The 20,909-nt window shown below is 72.6% G+C and carries 22 protein-coding genes; 16 read left to right on the top strand and 6 right to left on the bottom strand.

Translation table 11 applies throughout. The annotated features are described in order from the left end of the window. The first annotated feature begins 117 nt into the window (after nucleotides 1-117). From ACTOQ2_RS18380 to ACTOQ2_RS18365, 4 genes are all read left to right on the top strand, one after another. Nucleotides 118-846 carry a thioesterase II family protein gene (locus tag ACTOQ2_RS18380; protein WP_440100775.1) on the top strand — a complete coding sequence of 243 codons (729 nt, stop codon included), beginning with the start codon at nucleotides 118-120 and terminating at the stop codon, nucleotides 844-846. Between the two features lie 196 nt (nucleotides 847-1,042). After that, a complete protein-coding gene (locus tag ACTOQ2_RS18375; RefSeq protein ID WP_440100773.1) occupies nucleotides 1,043-1,951 on the top strand; it encodes a carbamate kinase in 909 nt (302 codons plus the stop codon). 27 nt (nucleotides 1,952-1,978) lie between these two features. Beyond that, nucleotides 1,979-3,070 carry a ring-opening amidohydrolase gene (locus ACTOQ2_RS18370; RefSeq protein ID WP_440100771.1) on the top strand — a complete coding sequence of 364 codons (1,092 nt, stop codon included), beginning with the start codon at nucleotides 1,979-1,981 and terminating at the stop codon, nucleotides 3,068-3,070. A 124-nt stretch (nucleotides 3,071-3,194) separates the two neighbouring features. Then, complete coding sequence (locus ACTOQ2_RS18365; protein ID WP_440100770.1) at nucleotides 3,195-3,758, top strand: SseB family protein; 564 nt, start codon at nucleotides 3,195-3,197, stop codon at nucleotides 3,756-3,758. Here the strand turns inward: ACTOQ2_RS18365 and ACTOQ2_RS18360 are convergent. Beyond that, entirely contained in the window at nucleotides 3,679-4,698 is a 1,020-nt protein-coding gene (locus ACTOQ2_RS18360) for a hypothetical protein (protein WP_440100768.1), read from the bottom strand. The genes ACTOQ2_RS18365 and ACTOQ2_RS18360 overlap by 80 nt on opposite strands. Then, the gene (locus ACTOQ2_RS18355) at nucleotides 4,677-5,669 is read right to left on the bottom strand and encodes a hypothetical protein (RefSeq protein WP_440100766.1); all 993 of its coding nucleotides are present in this window, start codon (nucleotides 5,667-5,669) and stop codon (nucleotides 4,677-4,679) included. Before ACTOQ2_RS18355 ends, ACTOQ2_RS18360 begins: the two co-directional genes overlap by 22 nt. Nucleotides 5,670-5,815: 146 nt before the next feature. Between ACTOQ2_RS18355 and ACTOQ2_RS18350 the strand changes: the two genes are divergently transcribed. The 5 genes from ACTOQ2_RS18350 (at nucleotide 5,816) to aroQ (ending at nucleotide 10,121) form a co-directional block, all read left to right on the top strand. After that, on the top strand, nucleotides 5,816-6,571 hold the full coding sequence (locus ACTOQ2_RS18350; RefSeq protein WP_440100764.1) for a prepilin peptidase: 756 nt from the start codon (nucleotides 5,816-5,818) through the stop codon (nucleotides 6,569-6,571). Between the two features lie 130 nt (nucleotides 6,572-6,701). Then, the gene (aroC, locus tag ACTOQ2_RS18345) at nucleotides 6,702-7,880 is read left to right on the top strand and encodes a chorismate synthase (protein WP_440064106.1); all 1,179 of its coding nucleotides are present in this window, start codon (nucleotides 6,702-6,704) and stop codon (nucleotides 7,878-7,880) included. Between the two features lie 64 nt (nucleotides 7,881-7,944). Further along, nucleotides 7,945-8,448, top strand: a complete 504-nt coding sequence (locus ACTOQ2_RS18340) for a shikimate kinase (RefSeq protein ID WP_440064105.1) — start codon at nucleotides 7,945-7,947, stop codon at nucleotides 8,446-8,448. Then, on the top strand, nucleotides 8,445-9,521 hold the full coding sequence (gene aroB / locus ACTOQ2_RS18335) for a 3-dehydroquinate synthase (RefSeq protein WP_440100762.1): 1,077 nt from the start codon (nucleotides 8,445-8,447) through the stop codon (nucleotides 9,519-9,521). The genes ACTOQ2_RS18340 and aroB overlap by 4 nt, the downstream gene beginning before the upstream one ends. A gap of 165 nt (nucleotides 9,522-9,686) precedes the next feature. After that, nucleotides 9,687-10,121 carry a type II 3-dehydroquinate dehydratase gene (aroQ, locus tag ACTOQ2_RS18330; protein WP_440101105.1) on the top strand — a complete coding sequence of 145 codons (435 nt, stop codon included), beginning with the start codon at nucleotides 9,687-9,689 and terminating at the stop codon, nucleotides 10,119-10,121. A gap of 114 nt (nucleotides 10,122-10,235) precedes the next feature. On the opposite strand, the gene ACTOQ2_RS18325 is transcribed toward aroQ, so the two are convergent. After that, the gene (locus ACTOQ2_RS18325; protein WP_440100760.1) at nucleotides 10,236-12,323 is read right to left on the bottom strand and encodes an ATP-dependent DNA helicase; all 2,088 of its coding nucleotides are present in this window, start codon (nucleotides 12,321-12,323) and stop codon (nucleotides 10,236-10,238) included. 265 nt (nucleotides 12,324-12,588) lie between these two features. Here ACTOQ2_RS18325 and ACTOQ2_RS18320 point away from each other — a divergent pair, with 265 nt between their 5' ends. After that, complete coding sequence (locus tag ACTOQ2_RS18320; protein ID WP_440100757.1) at nucleotides 12,589-14,031, top strand: hypothetical protein; 1,443 nt, start codon at nucleotides 12,589-12,591, stop codon at nucleotides 14,029-14,031. A gap of 178 nt (nucleotides 14,032-14,209) precedes the next feature. Beyond that, nucleotides 14,210-15,793, top strand: a complete 1,584-nt coding sequence (locus ACTOQ2_RS18315; RefSeq protein ID WP_440100755.1) for a Na+/H+ antiporter — start codon at nucleotides 14,210-14,212, stop codon at nucleotides 15,791-15,793. Here the strand turns inward: ACTOQ2_RS18315 and ACTOQ2_RS18310 are convergent. Further along, nucleotides 15,790-16,047: a ubiquitin carboxyl-terminal hydrolase 14 gene (locus ACTOQ2_RS18310; protein WP_440100754.1), complete on the bottom strand. Its 258-nt coding sequence runs from the start codon at nucleotides 16,045-16,047 to the stop codon at nucleotides 15,790-15,792. The genes ACTOQ2_RS18315 and ACTOQ2_RS18310 overlap by 4 nt on opposite strands. A 200-nt stretch (nucleotides 16,048-16,247) precedes the next feature. On the opposite strand from ACTOQ2_RS18310, the gene ACTOQ2_RS18305 reads away from it, so the two are divergent. The 4 genes from ACTOQ2_RS18305 (at nucleotide 16,248) to ACTOQ2_RS18290 (ending at nucleotide 18,241) form a co-directional block, all read left to right on the top strand. Further along, nucleotides 16,248-16,649 carry a hypothetical protein gene (locus tag ACTOQ2_RS18305; protein WP_440100752.1) on the top strand — a complete coding sequence of 134 codons (402 nt, stop codon included), beginning with the start codon at nucleotides 16,248-16,250 and terminating at the stop codon, nucleotides 16,647-16,649. Between the two features lie 160 nt (nucleotides 16,650-16,809). After that, complete coding sequence (locus ACTOQ2_RS18300) at nucleotides 16,810-17,151, top strand: YidH family protein (protein WP_440100750.1); 342 nt, start codon at nucleotides 16,810-16,812, stop codon at nucleotides 17,149-17,151. A 7-nt stretch (nucleotides 17,152-17,158) separates the two neighbouring features. After that, nucleotides 17,159-17,491: a DUF202 domain-containing protein gene (locus ACTOQ2_RS18295; RefSeq protein WP_440064093.1), complete on the top strand. Its 333-nt coding sequence runs from the start codon at nucleotides 17,159-17,161 to the stop codon at nucleotides 17,489-17,491. 24 nt (nucleotides 17,492-17,515) lie between these two features. Continuing rightward, a complete protein-coding gene (locus tag ACTOQ2_RS18290) occupies nucleotides 17,516-18,241 on the top strand; it encodes a hypothetical protein (RefSeq protein WP_440100748.1) in 726 nt (241 codons plus the stop codon). Between the two features lie 110 nt (nucleotides 18,242-18,351). On the opposite strand, the gene ACTOQ2_RS18285 is transcribed toward ACTOQ2_RS18290, so the two are convergent. Next, nucleotides 18,352-19,473 (bottom strand): ferritin-like domain-containing protein, encoded by a 1,122-nt coding sequence (locus ACTOQ2_RS18285; protein ID WP_440064089.1) that lies wholly within the window; start codon nucleotides 19,471-19,473, stop codon nucleotides 18,352-18,354. Between the two features lie 93 nt (nucleotides 19,474-19,566). On the opposite strand from ACTOQ2_RS18285, the gene ACTOQ2_RS18280 reads away from it, so the two are divergent. After that, complete coding sequence (locus ACTOQ2_RS18280; protein WP_440100746.1) at nucleotides 19,567-20,199, top strand: TetR/AcrR family transcriptional regulator C-terminal domain-containing protein; 633 nt, start codon at nucleotides 19,567-19,569, stop codon at nucleotides 20,197-20,199. Between the two features lie 102 nt (nucleotides 20,200-20,301). On the opposite strand, the gene ACTOQ2_RS18275 is transcribed toward ACTOQ2_RS18280, so the two are convergent. Further along, nucleotides 20,302-20,796 (bottom strand): transglycosylase SLT domain-containing protein, encoded by a 495-nt coding sequence (locus ACTOQ2_RS18275; protein ID WP_440100744.1) that lies wholly within the window; start codon nucleotides 20,794-20,796, stop codon nucleotides 20,302-20,304. Nucleotides 20,797-20,909: the final 113 nt, after the last annotated feature.

Here is a 20,909-nt window from a genome sequence, read left to right as displayed (position 1 = left end):
CCCGGCGCCATCCGCGATCATCCGGTCGCCCGCGGCATGCGACCATGGTGGATCCCGGGCCCGTCGCGGAGATCGCGGCGCCTTCCAGAGAGGACACGCGGTGAGCGGGAACGTCGAATGAGCTGGTTGCGCTGCGCCTTCCCCCGTCCGGGGGCGACCACGAGGCTGTTCTGCTTCACGCACGCGGGAGGGTCGGCCACCGCCTACCGCGCGTGGTCCGAGCTGCTGCCCGCGTCTGTCGAGCTGCACGCGACGCAGCTGCCCGGCAGGGCCGACCGGTTCGACGAGCCACTGCCGGACGACATGGACACGCTGGCCGACGAGATCACCGGGTCGATGCTGCCGCTGCTGGACAGGCGTTTCGCGCTGTTCGGGCACAGCATGGGGGCGACGCTCGCCTACGAGGTCACGCGTCGCCTCGAAACCAGGGGAATCACCCCGGCACGGCTGTTCGTGTCCGGCGCGAGAGCGCCGCACGATCCCCGCGACAGGCCTCCGGTCTCGGAGTACGACGACGACCGCTTCGTGGCCGAGCTGACGAAGCTCGGCGGCACCGAGGTGGAGATCCTGTCCCACCGGGCGATGCGCGAGATCGTCCTGCCCTACGTCCGCGCGGACTTCCGGCTGGTCGAGGCCTACCGCCACCGTCCCGGACCTCCGCTGCACACCCCGATCTCCGCCTTCGTCAGCGACGCCGACCCGGTGGTCACCCCCGTCCAGGCCAAGTCGTGGGAGGCCCGTACGAGCTCCGACTTCTCCCTGACGGTCTTCCCCGGCGACCACTTCTACCTGCAGCCGCAGCGTGCGCCGGTGGTCGAGAGGATGACCAGGACGCTCCTGGGGTGAGCGGGCGTCCCGCGACGGGGGCAGGGAAACGTCCTGATACGGGCTCCGGATGGTAGGAGCCGTACCGGCTCCGGGTCATGCCCGCCGCCGCGAGGCCCCGGAAACCATCCGGTTGGCTGGTTGTGCCGAAGGAAGGGTGCCCCTTGGGCAATGAGTGCCCATGAGGTGGGGCGGGGAGGCCGTTAGCGTCGGCCAGGTGGGTGAACGAGTACTGATCGCGCTCGGCGGCAACGCGATGACCGGGCCCGACGGCGGCGCCTCGCCGGGCGACCAGCACCGCGCGGTCGAGCAGGCCGTGCGCCACGTCGTCGCGCTCATCGAGGACGGCCACCAGGTGACCCTCACCCACGGCAACGGCCCCCAGGTCGGCAACCTGATCCTGAAGAACCAGCTCGCCGCCCACGTCGTGCCCCCGGTGCCGCTCGACTGGTGCGGGGCGCAGACGCAGGCCACCATCGGCACCCTCATCCTCAACGCGCTCGACGGCCGCGCCGCGGTCGTGGTCACCCGTACGCTCGTCGACCCCGCCGACCCGGCCTTTCGGGACCCCGTGAAGCCGATCGGCCGCTACTTCAGCGAGGCGGAGGCGCGCCGCTTCGAGGACCTCGGCCAGACCTGGCGCCGGTTCGAGCGCGGCTGGCGCCGCGTGGTGGCCTCCCCCGAGCCGCTGGAGATCCTCGACGCGCCCGCGGTGGCCGCGCTGGTGGCCGCGGGATTCACCGTCGTGGCCGCGGGCGGCGGCGGCGTGCCCGTGACCCGCGACGACGAGGGGCGGCTGGCCGGGGTCGAGGCCGTGATCGACAAGGACCTGGCCGCCGCCGTGCTCGCCCGGGCCGTGCGGGCCACGGTCCTGGTCATCGCGACCGACGTGCCCCGGGCCGTCGTCGGGTTCGGCACGCCCCGGGCCCGGCCCCTGGGCCACGTCACCGCGGCCGAGCTGCGCGTACTGCACTCCGCAGGGCACTTCGCCGGGGGCAGCATGGGCCCGAAGGTCGAGGCCGCGCTGCGCTTCGTCGAGCAGGGCGGCGACCGGTCGGTGATCACCTCCCTCGAGGACATGGGAGCGGCGCTCACCGGGGAGACCGGCACCGTGGTGCGAAAGTGAACATGACGCGATCGAAAGGTGGCAGGGATGCCCGAACCCATTGAAGTGCGCAAGGTCCCCATCGAGAGCGTGACCGACGCCTCCGGGCTCGCCCGGCTCATCGACGACGGGGTGATCGAGGCGCACCGGGTGCTCGCGGTGATCGGCAAGACCGAGGGCAACGGCGGCGTGAACGACTACACCCGCATCCTGGCCGACACGGCCTTCCGCGGGGTGCTCGCGGCCAAGGGGCACCCGTCCCCCGAGAGCGTGCCGCTGGTGTGGTCGGGCGGGACCGACGGCGTGCTCAGCCCGCACGCCACGATCTTCGCCACCACCGCGAACGCCGAGCCGAACGACGAGCCGAGGGTCAGCGTCGGCATCGCGATGAGCGACGTGATCCTGCCCGAGGACATCGGCCGCCCCGCGATGGTGGAGAAGGTCGCCGCCGGGGTCCGCGAGGCCATGAAGCTCGCCGGGATCGACGACCCCGCCGACGTCCACTACGTCCAGACCAAGACCCCGCTGCTCACGCTGTCCACGATCAACGACGCCAAGTCGCGCGGCAAGGACGTGGTGATCGAGGACACCGGCCCGTCGATGGACATCTCCAACTCCACCACCGCGCTCGGCATCGCCGTCGCCCTCGGCGAGATCGAGATGCCCGCCGCCGACCGGATCCACCGCGACCTGTCGCTCTACTCCTCCGTCGCGTCGTGCTCCTCGGGCGTCGAGCTGGACCGGGCCCAGATCGTGGTCGTCGGCAACGTACGGGGAATCGGCGGCCGGTACCGGATCGGCCACTCGGTGATGAAGGACGCGCTGGACGCCGACGGCATCTGGGAGGCCATCCGCTCCAGCGGCATCGAGCTGCCCGAGCGCCCCCACCCGTCCGACCTGGGCGACCGGCTCGTCAACGTCTTCATGAAGTGCGAGGCCGACCCGTCGGGCAGCGTGCGGGGCCGCCGCAACATCATGCTCGACGACTCCGACGTGCACTGGCACCGCCAGATCAAGGCCACCGTGGGCGGCGTCGCGGCCAGCGTCACCGGAGACCCGGCCGTGTTCGTCTCGGTCGCGGCGGTCCACCAGGGACCGAGCGGCGGGGGGCCGGTGGCCGCCATCGCCGACCTCGGCTGACGGGCGGCCCGCGCCCCTGACGGACCGGCACGCTCTTCGGCCCGTGCCGCACCCCGGCACGGGCCGGGCGCGTGCGGGCGGGGCGTTCGTCCTCCCGTCCCGGCCGCGGGTAGGCTCCCGGTTCGTGCCGAGCATTCCGCAGCCCCTGGTCCCCGGCGACGACGGCGCCGCCGACGCCGCCGTGACATCCGCGCTCGCGGCCTTCGCCGCGGGAAAGGCGCAGGCCGGCGAGGTCGTCGCCGCGCTGAGCGGGGCCCGGCTGCTCGTGCCGGTGGTCGCCCTGCTGAAGGAGTCGGAGATCGGCGAGCACGGGCTGCGGCAGGAGAAGGAGAGCGAGATGGCTCTCCCCAAGCTCGTCGGCGCGGACGGCCGCGAGGCGGTGCTCGCCTTCACCGGGATGGAGCCGCTGCGGCGCTGGCGCCCCGACGCCAGGCCCATCCAGGCCACGATCCTCCAGGTCTGCCAGGCGGCGGTGCACGAGGGTGCCGCGGCCGTGGTGATGGACGTCGCGGGCCCGGTGTCCTTCGTGATCGAGGGCGGTCTCCTGCGGGCGCTCGCCGCGGTCGAGTCGGGCACCCTCGACCAGCTGGGGACCGAGGCTCCCGACGTCACCGTGGCGCGGATCGAAGAGATCGACGAGCCTCCCAGGCGTCGGCGGTTCGGTTGGCCGCCGCGTGGACGAGGTTGACCGTCAGGATCGCCGGGGCGATCACGGCGACGAACCCGCCGAAGTCGCGCTCGAAGACCAGGGCGAGGATCACCGCCGTCACCCCGTTCTGCTGGGCCAGCCCCAGGTGCACCCGGTCGATCATCGGCAGGCCGTGGGTGAGCACCAGCGCGGCGACCATCTGGGCGGCGTACGCGGCCAGCCCGAGCAGCACGCCCATGCCCATGTTCGTCCCGCCGACGAGCAGCAGGCCCATCAGGAACGCCGACAGCGCGAACGCCACGCTCACCGCCCGGCCCAGCCAGCGCGCGTCGGGCAGGCGCAGGTAGAGCCCGGCGGTCGCTATGCCGAGCATGAGGGAGGTCCACGCGGCCGACACGACCGCCCCGGCCGCCGTCACGTACGTCAGCATCGGCGGGGCGTTCCTGACCAGCCGCCACAGCAGGTAGACCGCGCCCGCGAACAGCACGTTCAGCCCCAGGTCGGCGAAGTACGAGGCCGACAGCCCGCCGCCCCCCGAGCCGCTCACCAGCGCCGCCGCGTAGACGGCCAGGATGATCGTCACCGGGTCGTCGAAGGAGGACCACGCGCCGAGGATCGTCTTCGCCTGGTTCGACAGCCGGTCGTCCCGCATCACCCCGGCGACCGACAGCGGGTCGATCTGGGCGACCACCACCGCCATGATCAGCGCCCGGGGGTCGCCGGAGACGAGGTAGACGACCCCGGCGATGAACGCCGCCTTCAGCAGCACCCCGACGGTGACCGCGAGCACGATCAGCCGGGAGTGCTCCCTGGCCTCGGTGCGGTCGATCCCGTGCGTGCTGCCGTACAGGCCGATCGCGAGCAGTAGGCTGCTGATCAGCACGTACGCGCCCGAGTGTTCCAGATTGCGCAGGCCGCCCAGGTCGGCGGCGAGCCAGCCGAGGCCGACGACGACGATCAAGAGCCCGATTCGGGCCACCGCTCACTCCTTGGGATGGATCGCAGGTGCCCCTGGGGCTTCGGGACGCGTTCTCGCTGGTTGATCGGGGGCAGGGTGAAGTGTCCGCGGATGGTGTCCACGAGCCTGGCCATCTTGTCGTCGGCGACCTCGACCTTGCGCTGGTCCAGGGTCACCCCGATCAGATAGCGGGTCTCGTCGATCCAGTAGAAGAACATGGCCCCGCGCTCCACGTCGAGGACCGTGCGGATGAGGACGCCCCCCTCCAGCCTGCGCAGCTGCCGGTTGAGCCGCTGGGTGAGCCAGTTGAGCTGGTTGCCCGCCCTGAGATAGATCTTCCTGCGTTCCTCCTGGTCGGTCTCGTGGAAGAAGTGGGCCAGGTCGCCGTCCTCCAGCACGTCGGTGTAGAAGCAGCACCTCTGGTCGCCGAAGTAGGCCACGAAGTGCAGGTCGTCCTGGTCGACCATGGCCACGCAGCTGGCCAGCGCCTTCTCCGCCGAGGGGCCGATGTCCGGCATGGTGCGGATCAGGATCTCCGACTCGCCGATCACCCTGCGCTTGGTGGCGGTGGGCAGCGGGCCCATCCCGGCCTCCAGGTAGGGCAGGTAGAGGCCCCGGCGGTACTGGACGAGCAGGTAGACGCCGGTGGCGACGGCGAACGCGCTCACCCCCGCGGTGACCAGCCCGTGCAGCTCGCCGGGCACCCCGCCCCGCCAGAGCACCGGGCCGAACGCCGCCACGAACCCCAGCACCGCCTCTCCTGCCGCGGTGGCCGTCAGCGCGACCACCAGCAGCACCGGCAGCCGCGCCCTGATCCGGCCGAGCACGGTGGCGATGAGGGCGAGCGTCACGATCACCGCGATCACGGTGACCGCGCGGGCCACGTCGTACTCCTCGCCCTCGATGTACCACGCGAGGAGTTCGAGCAGCACCGGCAGGAGGACGAGTGACGCGATGACCGCGGGAATCTTGCTGAAGCGATCCGTGTCCACGCGGTCCGGCCCTCCGGGGGTAGGAATGCCTTAAGCCTCCGTGATCATCGCGGTCCCCGTCAATGACCTCCGAGGTCACTTCGGCGCCTGGGCCCAAGTGGCCGGATCCCCGGCGCGGGAGGGAATCGCGGATTATGGTCGGCTCCATGAGCCCCCCGGTGACCCTTCTGGTCCTCCCCGCGCTGGCGGCCCTGGCGGGGCTGGCGATCGGGTCCGGGACGCGGCGCGTGGTGGCCCGCCACTCGGCGGCCGAGAGAGCCGAGGGGGCTGCGGAGAGGGCCGAGAGGGCCGAGGTGGCCGAGGGGGGACGGCACGGCCCCTGGCCCGCGGCCGGGGCGGTGGAGGGGGTCACCGCGGCGGTGCTGGCCGCCCTCGCGCTGCGGGCGCTGTGGCCGGACGCGGCGGCGGGAGCGCCGGGGGCGGGGGGCACGCCGGTCGGCAGGGCGGGGGAGCTGCTCGCCTTCGGCTGGCTGGCGGTGGTCGCCGTCGCCCTGTCCTTCGTCGACGCCGCCGTCCACCGGCTGCCCGACCGGCTCACCCTCGCCGCCTACCTGGGGACCGCCGCCCCGCTGGCCGTGACGGCCCTCGCCGACGGCCGCCTCGGGGACCTGCTCGGCGCCGGGCTGGGCGGTCTCGCCCTGGCGGGCTTCTACCTGGTGCTGTTCCTGGTCAACCCGGCGGGGATGGGGCTGGGCGACGTCAAGTTCGCGGCGAGCCTGGGCACCGCCCTCGGCTGGCTGGGCTGGGACACCCTGGTCGCCGGGGCCTTCCTCGGGCTCCTGGCCGGCGGGCTCTACGGGGCCGTCCTGATGGCCGCGCGCCGCGCCGGCCGCAAGAGCGAGATCCCCTTCGGCCCCTTCATGGCCGTCGGCGCCCTCGCCGCCGTCCTCACCGCCCTGTGACCGGACCGCCCCCCGGACCGCCCCGGACCGCCCGCCCCGGTTCCGGCCTCCGGTGTGACGATCACCGGCGGATGTCTCAACCGGTGAACGGAGGCCATTCCAGTGGGCGACACGTGGAAGACTTGTCACCATGTTGCGCTGGTTGACCGCCGGAGAGTCCCACGGCCCCGAGCTCGTCGCGATCCTGGAAGGCCTGCCCGCCGGGGTGGAGGTGACCACGGCACAGCTGGACGAGGCGCTGCGCCGTCGCCGCCTCGGCTACGGCCGCGGCGCGCGGATGAAGTTCGAGCAGGACGTCGTGACCATCGCGGGCGGGGTCCGCCACGGCCGGACGCTCGGCAGCCCCGTGGCCATCCGGGTGGGCAACACCGAGTGGCCCAAGTGGGAGACGGTCATGGCCGCCGACCCCGTCGACCCGGCCGTGCTGGAGGGCCAGGCGCGCAACGCGCCGCGCTCCCGCCCCCGTCCCGGCCACGCCGACCTCGCCGGGATGCAGAAGTACGGCTTCGACGACGCCCGCCCGGTGCTCGACCGAGCCAGCGCCCGCGAGACCGCCGCCCGCGTCGCGCTCGGCCAGGTGGCGCGGAGCTTCCTCAAGCAGGCCCTCGGCGTCGACATCGTCAGCCACGTCGTCTCGATCGGCGGAGCGGCCGGCACCCGGGGCGTCGTCCCCGGCCCCGGCGACCTGGAGGCGGTCGACGCCGACCCGGTGCGCTGCGCCGACCCCGAAGGCAGCGCGGCCATGGTCGCCGAGATCGACAAGGCGCACAAGGACGGCGACACCCTGGGCGGCGTCGTCGAGGTGATCGCCTACGGCCTGCCGCCGGGCCTGGGCAGCTACACCCACTGGGACCGCCGCCTCGACGCCCGCCTCGCGGCCGGCCTGATGGGCATCCAGGCGATCAAGGGCGTCGGCGTCGGCGACGGGTTCGAGACGGCCCGCCGCCCCGGTTCCCTCGCCCACGACGAGATCGAGAACACCGCCGACGGCGTACGCCGGATGACCAACCGGGCCGGCGGCGTCGAGGGTGGCATGACCAACGGCGAGCCGCTGCGCGTCAGCGCGGCGATGAAGCCGATCTCCACCGTCCCCAGGGCGCTGGCCACCGTCGACGTGCTGACCGGCGAGGCCGCCAAGGCCCACCACGAGCGCTCCGACGTGTGCGCGGTCCCGGCGGCCGCGATCGTCGCCGAGGCGATGGTCGCGCTGATCCTGGCCGACGCGGCGATCGAGAAGTTCGGCGGCGACTCCGTCGAGGAGGTCGCCCGCAACCTGTCCGGCTACCTCTCCTCGTTGGTGATCAAGTGAGCGGGCGTCCGGGCGAGGGCGTTCCCGGTGCCCCGGTGAGCGGGCCGGCGTCGAAGGAGAGCGGATGAGTCCCCGAGCAGTGCTGATCGGTCCTCCGGGATCGGGCAAGTCGACCGTCGGGAAGCTCCTGGCCGAGCGGCTCGGGGTCGCCTTCCGCGACACCGACGCCGACGTGGAGCGCACGGCGGGCAAGCCGGTGAGCGACGTCTTCATCGAGGACGGCGAGGAGCGCTTCCGCGAGCTGGAGGCCGACGCCGTACGGCTGGCGCTGGCCGAGCACGACGGCGTGCTCTCCCTGGGCGGCGGCGCGATCCTCGCCGAGGCCACCCGCGAGCTGCTGGCCGGGCAGCCGGTGGTCTACCTGGAGGTCGGCCTCTCCAACGCCGTCCAGCGGGTGGGCCTGGCCTCGGCGCGGCCGCTGCTCGTGCTGAACCCGCGCAGCCAGCTGAAGAAGCTGATGGACGCCCGGCGGCCCCTCTACGAGGGGCTGGCCACGATCGTCGTGGCGACCGACGAGCGCGAGCCCGGCCAGCTCGTCGACGAGATCGTGGAGGGCCTGAAGCCGTGACGATCTCCAGGATCGAGGTCCCCGGCGAGAGCCCGTACGACGTGGTGGTCGGCACCGGGGTGCTCGGCGAGCTGCCCGGCCTGCTCGGCGCGGGGGTGAGCACCGTCGCGGTGGTCCACCCGGAGAGCCTGCCGGAGATCGCCCGCCCGGTCTGCGGCGCCATCGAGGCGGCCGGGTACGAGGTCGTCGCGCTGCCGGTGCCCGACGCCGAGCGCGCCAAGACGGTCGAGGTGGCCGCGGGGCTGTGGTCCGCCTTCGGCCGCGCGGGCGTCACCCGCTCCGACGCCGTGGTCGGCGTCGGCGGGGGAGCCACCACCGACCTGGCGGGGTTCGCCGCCGCCACCTGGCTGCGCGGCGTCAAGGTCGTGCAGGTGCCGACCACCCTGCTCGGCATGGTCGACGCGGCGGTGGGCGGCAAGACCGGCATCAACACCCCCGAGGGCAAGAACCTGGTCGGGTCCTTCCACCCGCCCGCCGGGGTGCTGTGCGACCTGGCGACGCTGGTCTCGGTGCCCCGCGACGACTACGTGGGCGGCCTCGCGGAGATCGTCAAGGGCGGTTTCATCGCCGACCCGCGGATCCTCGCACTCATCGAGGACGACCCGGAGGGCGCCAGGCTCCCCGAGGGGCGGCACACCCGGGAGCTGATCGAGCGGAAGATCCAGATCAAGGCCGACGTCGTCGGAGCCGACCTGCGCGAGGGCGGCCTGCGGGAGATCCTCAACTACGGCCACACGCTGGCGCACGCCATCGAGCGCGTCGAAGGATACCGGATGCGCCACGGCGAGGCCGTCGCGATCGGCATGGTCTACGCCGCCGAGCTGTCCCGCCTGGACGGCAGGATCGGCGCCGGCCTCGTGGAGCGGACCAGGTCCATCCTGACCTCGGTCGGGCTGCCCACCGCCTACCGCCGCGAGGCCTGGCCGGAACTGCGCGACCACATGCGTCTCGACAAGAAGAGCCGCGGTGCCAAGCTGCGCTTCGTCCTCCTGGACGACCTGGCGAAGGTGTCCCCGCTGGTCGACCCGCCGGAGGAGCTCCTCGAGGCCGCCTACCGCGAGGTCGCCCGGTGAGTCTCGCGTCCCCGGGCCCGTACGCCTCCGGGAGGGCGGGCGTGCCCGGTGGCCCGGCTCCGGAGCCCACGCGAGGCACGGCGAAACGGTGCCGGGTGGCGCGCCGGGTGAGTGACGTCGGCCGCGCGGCAGGTGCGCGGCCATCAAGGAGCGGTGAGTGACCCGATGAGACCCGTCTACGTGCTCAACGGCCCCAACCTGGGGCGGCTCGGCACCCGCGAGCCGGATGTCTACGGCGCGGAGACCTTCGCGGACCTGGCCGCGCTCTGCCGGGACACCGGCAGGGAGCTCGGACTGTCGGTCGACGTCCGGCAGACCGACGACGAGGCCGAGATGCTGGGCTGGCTGCACGAGGCGGCCGACGGCCGGATCCCCGTGGTGCTGAACCCGGCGGCGTTCACCCACTACTCCTACGCGCTGCGCGACGCCATCGCCCAGCGCACCGCGCCCCTGGTCGAGGTGCACATCAGCAACCCGGCCGCCCGCGAGGAGTTCCGGCACAACTCGGTGGTCGCCGCCGTGGCGACCGGCACCATCGCGGGCTTCGGCCTGAGGTCGTACGTGCTGGCCCTGCACGCCATCGCCGAGGCCACCTCCTGAGCCCACGCCCCCGAGACGCCCAGGGACCCGCGCCGGGCCACGGACCCGGTTCGTACGAGCCCCGCGCGGGGCACCTCGGTGCGGCGTCCCGCGCGCGGCCACCGGCCGTCGGCCTCAGGAGTCGCTGAGGCGCTTGAGGGCGCTGCGGACCTTCGCCGGGTCGTAGGTGGGCCAGAAGGGCGGCAGGGAGTCGCGCAGGAACCCGGCGTAGCGGGCCGTCGCCAGCCGGGGGTCGAGCACCGCGACCACACCCTTGTCGTGCTGGCTGCGCAGCAGGCGGCCCGCGCCCTGGGCGAGGAGCAGCGCGGCGTGGGTGGCGGCGACCGACATGAACCCGTTGCCGCCCTTGGCGGCGACGTGGCGCTGGCGGGCGGAGCTGAGCGGGTCGTCCGGGCGGGGGAAGGGGATACGGTCGATGATGACCAGGCGCAGCGAGGGGCCGGGGACGTCGACGCCCTGCCAGAGCGACAGCGTGCCGAACAGGCAGGTCGGCTCGTCCTCGGCGAACTGCTTGACCAGCAGCATCGTGGAGTCGTCACCCTGGCAGAGCAGCGGCACGCTCAGCCGGTCGCGCAACGCCTCGGTGGCCGCCTTGGCGGCGCGCATCGAGGAGAACAGGCCGAGGGTGCGGCCCCCCGCGGCCTCGATCAGCTCGGTGATCTCCTCGAGGTAGGCCTCGGGCAGGCCGTCGCGGCCCGGCTGGGGCAGGTGCTTGGCGACGTAGAGGATGCCGCTGCGCGGATGGTCGAAGGGGGAACCGACGTCGATGCCGGCCCACCCGGCCCTGCCTTTACCGCCCTTGCCGCCCTTGCCGCCCTTCTCCTCTTTTCCTTCCGCCCCGTCTACCGGGGGTTCCGCGGCGCCCTTGCCGCCGCCCAGGCCCCACTGGCGGGCCAGGCCGTCGAAGGCGCCGCCCAGGGCGAGCGTGGCCGAGGTCAGGATGACCGTGCGGTCGCCGAAGAGCTTGTCGCGGAGCATGCCCGCCACCGTCAGCGGCGCCACCCGCAGCAGGGGCGGGCGCCGGTCGGTGCCCGCCTCCAGCCAGACCACCTCGGCGCGGTCGACCTCCTCGGCGTGGCCGAAGGCGTCGAGCATGCGCTGCGCGGTGTCGTGGACCTCGTCCAGCGAGGTGAAGGCCGCCCTGCGCAGCCCCGCGCCCTCCGGGTCGTCCTTGTCGCCGTTGCGCGGGCCGAGGGCCGTTATGCACGCCCACGCCGCGTCGCGGACCAGGGCGAGCGTCATCCCCAGCACCTGGGGAAGCTCGTCGAGGCGCCCGGCGGGAGCGGCGGCCAGCAGGGCCTTGAGGTCCTCGCCGCTCTCCATGAGCCGGTCGGCGAGGTGCTGCTCGATGAGCTTGCCGACCCGCCGCGCGGCCACGGTGACCATCGTCTCCGACAGCTCGCCGCTGACCACGGAGGTGACGCGGTCGACCAGCTCGTGGGCCTCGTCGACCACGACGACCTCGTGCTCGGGCAGGAGCGGGAAGTCCTCCATCGCGTCGATCGCGAGCAGCGCGTGGTTGGTCACGACCACGTCGGACTCGCCGGCGCGGGCGCGGGCCAGCTCGGCGAAGCACTCGGTGCCGCTCGGGCAGCGGGTGGCCCCCAGGCACTCCCTGGCGCTGACCGAGAACTGCCGCCAGGCCTGCTCGTTGACGCCGGGGACGAGCTCGTCGCGGTCGCCGGTCTCGGTCTCGTTCGCCCACTCCTGGATGCGCTGGACCATCCGGCCCGTCGCGTTGACCTCCCGGGGGTCGAAGAGCTGGTCCTGCTCCTCGTCGGGCCACCCCGCGCTCGCCTTGTAGCGGCACAGGTAGTTGCGGCGGCCCTTGAGGATCGCGAACGCCGGCTCGTGCGGCAGCTGCGGGGCGAGCGCCTTGGCGAGGCGCGGCAGGTCGCGGTCGACGAGCTGGCGCTGGAGGGCGATGGTGGCGGTGGAGACGACCACGGCGCCCTTGGAGGTCATCGCGTGCCTGATCGAGGGGATCAGGTAGGCGAGCGACTTACCGGTGCCCGTGCCCGCCTGCACGGCCAGGTGGTCGCCCGACTCGATCGCGTGCTGCACCGCCCTCACCATGGTGATCTGGCCGGGGCGCTCGACCCCGCCCACCGCCTCGACGGCGGTGCTCAGCAAATCCTCAACCGGGGGAATATCCACCTTTGAGGAGACGTCTTCGGATGGGGCGATGGAGTCGGTCGGCACGACAGCCAACCGTACCCGTTCGGCCCGACAGTCGCGGCTGCTCCGGCGAGTCGCGGCGTGGACGCATACCCGTATTCCGGAACCCGGGGTTCACCTCACATGGCAAACTGGCGGGATCACCCGGCTCATCAATCCTCGTAAGGTCAAGGGAAGGTCTACCGTTCTGGTGCCGCTGGGGCGGAAGATAGGGATGCAAAGACCGGTTCGGTAGGGTTTCCCGAGGTCGAGTGGACGAATAAAGGCTGGTTAAAGCACTATGTCCTCCATGTCGGAAGTTGTCCCGTTGCCGTCGTTCGGCGAGGTGTTCTTTGACGAGCGTGGCCAGGAGCGGGTGCTCCGGGTCACCTGGCACGAAGGCACGCTGGTGCTGAGCCTGTGGCGCGGCGAGATGTGCACCGCGAGTTTCCGCATGCCCATGAGCGACGTGGGGCGCCTGGTCGACACCCTCGACGAGGGCTTCGTCGAGGCCGGTGGGCAGTACCCCGACGAGGTGGGCGAGCCCGTGCACGCCGAGCAGCCCCCGCAGGACGAGCCGCAGGTCTACGGCGAGTATCCCGGCACCGGCCAGTACGCCCGGCCCCGGCCCGAGGACTACGCCCAGCCGCAGCAGTATCCCGACCCGGCGGGCCACCTCCCCCCGGTCCCCTCGCCGCTGGACGAACCCCGCCAGGTCGCCGCCCTCGGCCCGAACGACGTGCTCGTCGCGCGGGGCGTGGTGCCGCCGCCCCTGGAGCGGCCCGACCGGCCCCAGGACCGGATGCCCCCCGGGTACGGCTCCTCCGACGCCGTGCCGCGCGAGAACATGATCGTGAACGACTCCCTGCCCTACGGGCAGCCGCAGCCCGTCGAGCCGCTCGGCGCGGGCCCCGTCCCTGGCGTCCCCGGCGTCCCCGGTGAGCCCGCCTACCAGCTGTCCGGCGACCGCTACCCGCCCGCGCAGCCCCCGTACGGCGCCCAGCAGCCGGACCCGTACGCCGCGCCCGCCCAGCAGCCCGACCCCTACGCCGCCCCGCCCGCCCAGCAGCGGCCCGACCCCTACGCCGGGCCCGCCGACCGGTTCGGCGCCCAGCAGCCTGACCCGTACGGCGTGCCACCCCAGCCCCGGCCCGTCGACCCGTTCGCGCCCCCGGAGGGTCGGCAGAAGCCGGCCGCCCCGTTCACGCCGCGCCCCGACCAGTTCTTCGGCCAGTTCGCCGACTCCGCCCAGCGGCCGGAGCCCGACCCCTACGGGCAGGGCCAGCAGAACTCGACCGACCCCTTCGGGTTCGCCGCCCAGCAGCAGGCCGCCTACGGGAACGCGCAGGCCGACCAGTACGGCGGCGGCTACCCGCCCCCCTCGCAGCCCGATCCGTACGCGTTCGGCGCCCAGCAGCCCCACCAGTCCCACCAGGCCGGTCACCCGGCCGACCTGCGCGACCTGTACGGCTCGCCGCCCGCCTACCCGCAGCAGGACGTCGACCCGTCCGACCCGCTGGGCCTGCTCGGCCAGGCAGCGCCCGCGGCGCCCGACCAGAGGCTGCCCCGCCCCTACGTCCAGGAACCGCCGCACTCCACCGGCGAGAGGCTCCGTCCCGAGCAGCGCTACGACGAGCAGCGCTACGACGACCGCCGCCGCGACGAGCGCCATTACGACGACGGGCGCCAGTACGAGGGCGGGCGCCGCGAGGGCCGTCGCCGCGACGACCGGGACGAGCACCGCGACTGGTGATCTCCCTCCGGGACCCGGCGCCGCCGCGCCCAGGTCGCGAGCTCGCCGCCGGAGGAGATACCGTGTGGCGTCCGCCGGATCCGTGGTCCGGCGCCGTGTGGCGGTTTCGGCCGCCCCGGGCGGTTCGCGAGGCGCGCCGGGACGCATAGGCTGATTGATCCCTATCGGGCGGGGTGGCGTGGACGAGTCGACGGTGCTGCAGATGCTGGCCGTGTCGGTCGTCGCGATCGCGGTGGCCGCGGTGGCCAGGCGCAAAGGATGGCCGGCGCCGCTGTTGCTGGTGCTCGCCGGGGTGGTGCTGTCGCCGTTCGTCCCCACCTACGAGCTCGACCCCCAGCTGGTCCTGCTGGTCTTCCTGCCCCCGCTGCTCTACTCGGCGGCGATCGACAGCTCCTACCTGAGGCTCAACGACTTCCGCAGGCCGGTCGCGCTGCTCTCGGTCGGCCTGGTGCTGTTCACCACGCTGGTCATCGGGTGGATCACCCACCTGCTCCTGCCCCAGCTGCCGCTCGCCGCCGCGTTCGCGCTGGGCGCGATCGTGGCCCCGCCCGACGCGGTCGCCGCCGTCGCCGTGGCCCGCAGGCTCGGGCTGCCCCGCAAGGTGGTCACCATCCTGGTGGGGGAGAGCCTGTTCAACGACGCCACCGCGCTCACCGCCTACCGGGTGGCCATCGCCGCCGCCGTCGGGCAGGGCATCACCTGGCAGCACGCCGCCCTCGACTTCGCCCGCTCCGCGGCGGGCGGCGTGGTGATGGGCCTGGCGCTCGCCTGGGTGCTGGCCTGGGTGCTGGTCCGGCTGCGCGACGCGCTCGTCGAGAACACCGTCATGCTGCTCATCCCCTTCGCCGTCTACCTGGCGGCCGAGAGCGTGCACGTCTCCGGCGTGATCGTCGTGGTGATCGTCGGCCTCTACATCGGCCACCGCATGCCCAGGGCGGGCTTCGGCACCCGGCTGCTGTCCGACGCGGTCTGGAAGGTCCTCGACTTCTTCCTGGAGACGATCGTCTTCGCGCTGATCGGCCTGCAGATGTGGCCGATCATGAGGGGGCTGGAGTGGGGCGACGGGTGGAAGCTCGCCGGGATGGCGCTCACCGTCTTCGCCGCCGCGGTGGTCGCCAGGGTGGTCTGGGTCGTCCCCAGCATCTACCTGCCCCGGATGCTGTCGAAGAAGATCCGCAGGACCGAGACCCACGTGCCGACCTGGCAGAACGTGACCATCGTGAGCTGGGCGGGCATGCGCGGCGTGGTCTCCCTGGCCGCGGCCTTCGCCATCCCGGAGAACTTCCCCGGCCGTGACCTGCTCCTCTTCCTCACCTTCTCGGTGGTGATCGGCACCCTCCTCGTCCAGGGCCTGACGTTCCCGGCGCTGATCCGCAGGCTGAAGGTCTCCAACGAGCAGGAGACCTACACCGACAACCTGGCGGAGGCGGCCGCGCAGCAGGCGGCCGCCACTGCCGCGCTGGCCCGGCTGGACGAGCTGGTGGCGGAAGGTGTCGACGAGCTCCACCGGGAGGTCGTCGACCAGCTCAGGTCCCGCGCCGAGCGCCGTACCCTCACCGCCTGGGAGCGCCTGGGCGGCGGCACGGGGCCGGAGGGGGAGGAGACGCCGAGCAGCGTCTACCGGCGGCTTCGCCGGGAGATGCTGACGGCCGAGCGCGACGTGTTCGTCCGCCTCCGCGACGAGCGGCGCATCGACGACGAGGTGCTCCGCCGGGTCCTCCACGAGATCGACTTCGAAGAGGCCACCCTGGAGCGGGGCTAGCCGATGACGTTGTCCACGTAGCACCAGCGCCAGTCCTCGCCCGGTTCGAAGGAGGCGACGACCGGGTGGCCGTCCTGCGCGAAGTGGGCGGTGGCGTGCTTGTTGGGCGACGAGTCGCAGCAGCCGATGTGCCCGCAGGCCAGGCACCTGCGCAGGTGGACCCAGCGGCCGCCCGTCGCCAGGCACTCCTCGCACCCCTGCGGAGTCCGCGCGGGCGTGTCCTGGGCCTCCACGATGTGCTCACAGGTTGTCATGGTCTCCCCCTCATGTGACTACAGATGATCGTACGACCATCGCGGCGTCCCGAATCCGCCACCTCCCGCGTTCCGGCTTCGCGATCTTCCCGCGTCCCGGTTCCGCCGTCTCCCCGGCGTTCCGGCCCGCCGGCGGATCGGCGGGTAACGAGCCGGTACGGCGGCGCCTGCCGTGGCGGCCCGTTGGGTAGGGTCTGGGCATGCGACCCCTTCCGCGACGAATTCCCGTCCTCGCCGCCTCTGCGCTGGCCGCCGCCCTCATCACCACCGGCTGCTCCGAGCTCCAGGGGGTGAGCGAGGGCATCGACAAGGCGCAGCAGTGCGTGCAGGCCGCGGGCATCGTCACCGAGACCGCCGCCAAGGTCTCCGGGTTGCTCGACGACCCCGCCGCCATGGAGCAGGCGCTGAACGAGGGCGGCGCCAAGCTGGGCGACCTGGCCGACAAGGCGGCCAACACCTCGCTGAAGGAGGCCGCCGAGGGCGTCTCAGGCACCCTGGAGGGCTTCAACGTCACCGACGCCAACAGCGCCGTCGACGCCGCCCAGAAGGTGGCCACCGACTCGGTGCAGTGGGTCCAGCAGCTGACCAACGCCTGCGGGTAGTCTCCGCCGCCCCGGTGCGGCACAGCTCATCCCGCCGGGGGTGAGGGCGCCGCCCGGCGGGGCCGGCCGGAGGTGCCCGCGGGCACCTCCGGAAATCCCGGGTTCTCTAGGGGAAATGTGGTTGAAATACCGTCATTCCTATGAAGCCCCAGGACAGTTCATGAACTCTCCGGACCATGAGCCGGATCCCCGGTTCACCCTTGCCAACGAACGCACGTACCTGACCTGGTTGAGCACGTCGCTCGCGCTGAGCGCGGGCGGCGTGGCCATGGCCGCCGTCTCCGCCGACGTCTTCGTCCCGTGGATGCGCACCGTGCTCGCGGTGGTCCTGGTGTCGCTGTCCGCACTGGCGGCCGCGATGGCCTACCCCCGCTGGCGCCGCGTCCAGCAGGCCCTGCGCAGCTCCGCCCCGCTCCCGCCCCCCGCCCTCGCACCCCTGTTCGGGTATGGCGTGGCGGCGGTCGCCGTGCTCGCCCTGATCCTCATCCTGCTGTCCCGGTGAGCCCCCGGTGAACAGGCCGTGGGACGCGGGTCTGCAGAACGAGCGGACCCGCCTCGCCTGGGTCCGCACCACCGCCCTGCTGGCCGTCACCAGCCTGGCCGGCGCGGGGGTCGCCCTGCGGGCCGGCACGCCCGCGGTGGCCGTCGTCCCCTTCGTCCCGGCCCTGTTCTGCGCCGTCCTGCTGCTGACCCACACGGGCATCCGCTACCGGCGCGGCCAGGAGGCCCTGCACGGGAGCCGTCCCCTCGACAACCGGGCCGACGCCCTCATCGCCTGGCTCGGTACCCTCGCCGCCGTGGCCGGAGCCTTCGCCTTCGTACTGGGAAGGTTCGGAAGGTAAAAAAATGCGGCAAGATATCGCAGCATGTCACGCTTCGATGATCTGCCCGGCTACGCGGCGTCGATCGCTTCGCTGATCGACGCGGTCAATCTCGGCGTTCACATCGCGAGCAGGCCCCTCAGCCGGGAGCTCACCGAGCGGTCCGGCCTCCAGACGGACCTGCTGGTCGATCTCCGATTCGTGCTCCCCGCCAGGCCGCTCACCGCCGAGGGGCTGGCCGCCCTCTACCGCTACAACCCCGTCGACCGGCCGGAGATCGACGTACAGATCGCCCAGGGCACCCTCGTGGACGACGGCGGCGCGCTGCGCGCCACCACGGCCGCGCTCTCCTTCATCGCCTCCCTGTACGAGGTGCACGCGGCGGTGACCGGCGAGCTGTGGGCCGCCCAGGCCGACCGGCTGCCCGAGCTGGCGGATCTCGCCGGCAGGCTCCTGGCGGCCGGTGCCGCCGGTGGCGGCGGCGCGGCCTTCGCCCAGGCCTCGCCGCCCCACGAGCCGGTGGGGACCCCGCCGGGCGTGCTGCTGTTCAACCGGCTGGCCGTGTTGCGCTACCACCGCGCCGACGCGCACGCCGGCGCCTGGATGCGGGAGGGCCTCACCGCGGCCCAGATCATCGCCCTGCCCCCGGGGCCCGCCCGCGACCGGATCGAGGCGGAGACGAACCGCCGCGCCGCGCGGCCGTACGAGAGCCTGACCACCCGTGACCGGCAGGCCCTCCTGCTGGGTCTGAGCGCCCTCGACCTGCCCTGAGGCCCCTCGGGCGCCGAGGAGCACTGTGGAGCCCGTGGGGCCTGTGGAGCCCGGTCCTCGGGACGGTCCGCCGGGGGCGCGGGCCCCGCCGGGGGGATCAGGGCATCAGGTCAGGATCGCGGCTCCTCGCCGAGGGAGACGGTCTCGGCGACCTCCGCGTGGCGCTCGGCCTCCTCGGCGGCGAACCGCTCGGCGTCGAGCCGCTCGGCGATGTCCTCGTCCTGCCGCATCAGCTTGTCCAGGCTCTGGCCTGCCATGTCCAGCACGCCCATGTCGGCGTAGGCCTGCTGCAGGCGGGGGCTCCACAGCCCGATGTCCTTGACGCAGGGGACGATGCGGCTGAAAAGCAGAGAGCGAAAAATCCTGAGATATTCGGACTTGTCGACGCACTCCATGGCCTCGTTGACCTCGGCCTTGGTCAGCCCCAGGTTCTCCCACGTCTCCCGGCCGCGCAGCCGGTCGCGCATCAGGTAGCAGCCCTCGATGACGAAGTCCTCGCGCTCGCGCAGCTCGGACTCGCCGAGCTGCGCGTAGTAGTCGCGCAGCGCCATCCGGCCGAAGGCGACGTGCCGGGCCTCGTCCTGCATCACGTAGGCGAGGATCTGCTTGGGCAGCGGCTTGGTGGTGATGTCGCGCATCACGCCGAAGGCGGCCAGGGCGAGGCCCTCGATGAGCACCTGCATGCCGAGATAGGGCATGTCCCAGCGGGAGTCGCTCAGGGTGTTGTCGAGCAGCGACTTCAGGTGCGGGTTGATGGGGTAGGCCAGGCCCACTTTCTCCTGGAGGAACCGCGCGTAGGTCTCGGCGTGCCGCGCCTCGTCCATGGTCTGGGTGGCGGCGTAGAACTTGGAGTCGAGGTCGGGGACGGACTCCACGATCCGCGCCGAGCAGATCATCGCGCCCTGCTCGCCGTGCAGGAACTGGGAGAACTGCCAGGAGGCGTTGTGCAGGCGCACCTCCTTGCGCTGCCTGTCGTCCATCCGCTCCCAGAGCGGGGTGCCGAAGATCGCGATGGTCTCGTCGGGGACGCCGAGCACGTTGTACGGATCGACCTCCAGGTCCCAGTCGATGCGCTTGACCGAGTCCCACTGCTTGTCCTTGCCCTTCTGGTAGAGGGCGAGCATGCGGTCCCTGCCGTCGTCGTACTCCCAGGTGAAGCGGGCGGCCCCGGCCGCCTCGACGTCCCAGGTGGAGAGCTCGGCGGGAATGGTGTAGAGATCGTGTGTCGACATGCGGCCTCCAGAGACGTACACCGTACGTATCCATCGAGGTTGTCACGTACGCTGTACGTACGTCAATGGAACCGATGAGGGGACGACGGCCATATGCCTGTCCAGCCACTGTCCCGGCCGCGCATCGTCGCCTCGGCCATCGCGCTGATCGAGCGGGAGGGCGCCGACGCGGTGTCGATGCGCGCGATCGCCGCCGATCTGGGCGTGGGTGTGATGTCCCTCTACAACCACGTGCCGAACAAGGAGGCGCTGCTGGACGCGGTGGCCGAGACCGTCCTGTCGCAGATCGAGTTCACCGACGACCCGGACGCCGAGTGGACCGACCGGGTGCGCATGCAGGCGCTCGCCTTCCGGCAGATCGCGAGCCACTACCCGCGCTGCACGATGGTGGTGGTCAGCCGCCAGCTCCGCTCCACCGCCGGGCTGCTCCCCGTGGAGCGGGCGCTGGACACGCTGCGCCAGGCGGGGTTCGGCGGTGACGAGGCGGTGCGCGCCCTGCGCGTGTTCATCGCCTACATCGTGGGCTCGCTGCTGCGGGAGGTCGGGGTGACCCCGACGTTCGCCCCGGTGCACCGCTCGGACGTCAGGGTCGACGAGGTCGATCCCGTGCTGTTCCCCCAGGTCGGCGAGCTGGCTCCGATACTCAACGAGTGCGACCACGAGGCCGAGTTCGCCTTCGGGCTGGAGATGCTCATCCAGGCGATGGCGGTGCGCCTCAACCGCTGACGGCCGCCGGCGCGGCCGGGCGGCCCGGAGGGTGACGCCCGGGGCCGCAGGGCCCCGGGCGTCAGGAGAGTGTTCCCTTCCCCTGGACACTCTCCGTGCGGGTCAGTACCAGTTGCTCGACCGGAAGTGACCCCACGCGCCGCACGGTGACCCGTAGCGGCTCTTGATGTATCTCAGACCCCAGTGGATCTGCGTGCTCGGGTTGTATCGCCAGTCCCTGCCGCTGCCGCCCATCTTCGAGCCGGGCAGCGCCTGCGGGATGCCGTACGCACCCGACGAACGGTTGTACGCGCGGTGGTTCCAGTTGCTCTCCCTGGTCCAGAGACTGTCCAGGCAGCGGAACTGGCGGTGCGGCCACGCTCGGCGGGACACGAGACGATAGGCGATCGTCTTGTTCCTGCCCTTGGCGGTCCTCGCGACCGCTTTCACCCTTGGCTTCACCTGGGTGGCCCAGGTGAGGCGGTACACCGTCCTCGCCGTCCCTTTCCTGGACGTCTCGGAGGTGCTGTCAGCCTGCCCCGTCGTCGGTGGACCGACCATCGCCGAGGCGGTGAGCACGGTCATGACGGTGTTGCGCAGAACGCGGTAGCTGTTCACGTGGATCCTTGTCCTCGGGCCGCGTGCGGAAGGCGCGGGAGGGCACGTGGTGCCCTCCGGCGTCCGACGATCCGGCGTCCGTGGCTCGGACGGGGAACGTCCGCGCGGTCTCT

Source organism: Streptosporangium sp. H16 (assembly GCF_051918855.1).
Lineage (GTDB): Bacteria > Actinomycetota > Actinomycetes > Streptosporangiales > Streptosporangiaceae > Streptosporangium.
This window is presented reverse-complemented; position numbering and strand designations above follow the sequence as displayed.

Coding starts and splice junctions, on each gene's coding strand:
- ACTOQ2_RS18340 (WP_440064105.1), top strand. CDS start 7,945: ATGAGTCCCCGAGCAGTGCTGATCGGTCCTCCGGGATCGGGCAAGTCG.
- ACTOQ2_RS18285 (WP_440064089.1), bottom strand. CDS start 19,473: ATGTCGACACACGATCTCTACACCATTCCCGCCGAGCTCTCCACCTGG.
- aroC (WP_440064106.1), top strand. CDS start 6,702: ATGTTGCGCTGGTTGACCGCCGGAGAGTCCCACGGCCCCGAGCTCGTC.
- ACTOQ2_RS18310 (WP_440100754.1), bottom strand. CDS start 16,047: ATGACAACCTGTGAGCACATCGTGGAGGCCCAGGACACGCCCGCGCGG.
- ACTOQ2_RS18380 (WP_440100775.1), top strand. CDS start 118: ATGAGCTGGTTGCGCTGCGCCTTCCCCCGTCCGGGGGCGACCACGAGG.
- aroQ (WP_440101105.1), top strand. CDS start 9,687: ATGAGACCCGTCTACGTGCTCAACGGCCCCAACCTGGGGCGGCTCGGC.
- ACTOQ2_RS18350 (WP_440100764.1), top strand. CDS start 5,816: ATGAGCCCCCCGGTGACCCTTCTGGTCCTCCCCGCGCTGGCGGCCCTG.
- ACTOQ2_RS18370 (WP_440100771.1), top strand. CDS start 1,979: ATGCCCGAACCCATTGAAGTGCGCAAGGTCCCCATCGAGAGCGTGACC.
- ACTOQ2_RS18305 (WP_440100752.1), top strand. CDS start 16,248: ATGCGACCCCTTCCGCGACGAATTCCCGTCCTCGCCGCCTCTGCGCTG.
- ACTOQ2_RS18300 (WP_440100750.1), top strand. CDS start 16,810: ATGAACTCTCCGGACCATGAGCCGGATCCCCGGTTCACCCTTGCCAAC.
- ACTOQ2_RS18290 (WP_440100748.1), top strand. CDS start 17,516: ATGTCACGCTTCGATGATCTGCCCGGCTACGCGGCGTCGATCGCTTCG.
- ACTOQ2_RS18320 (WP_440100757.1), top strand. CDS start 12,589: ATGTCGGAAGTTGTCCCGTTGCCGTCGTTCGGCGAGGTGTTCTTTGAC.
- ACTOQ2_RS18280 (WP_440100746.1), top strand. CDS start 19,567: ATGCCTGTCCAGCCACTGTCCCGGCCGCGCATCGTCGCCTCGGCCATC.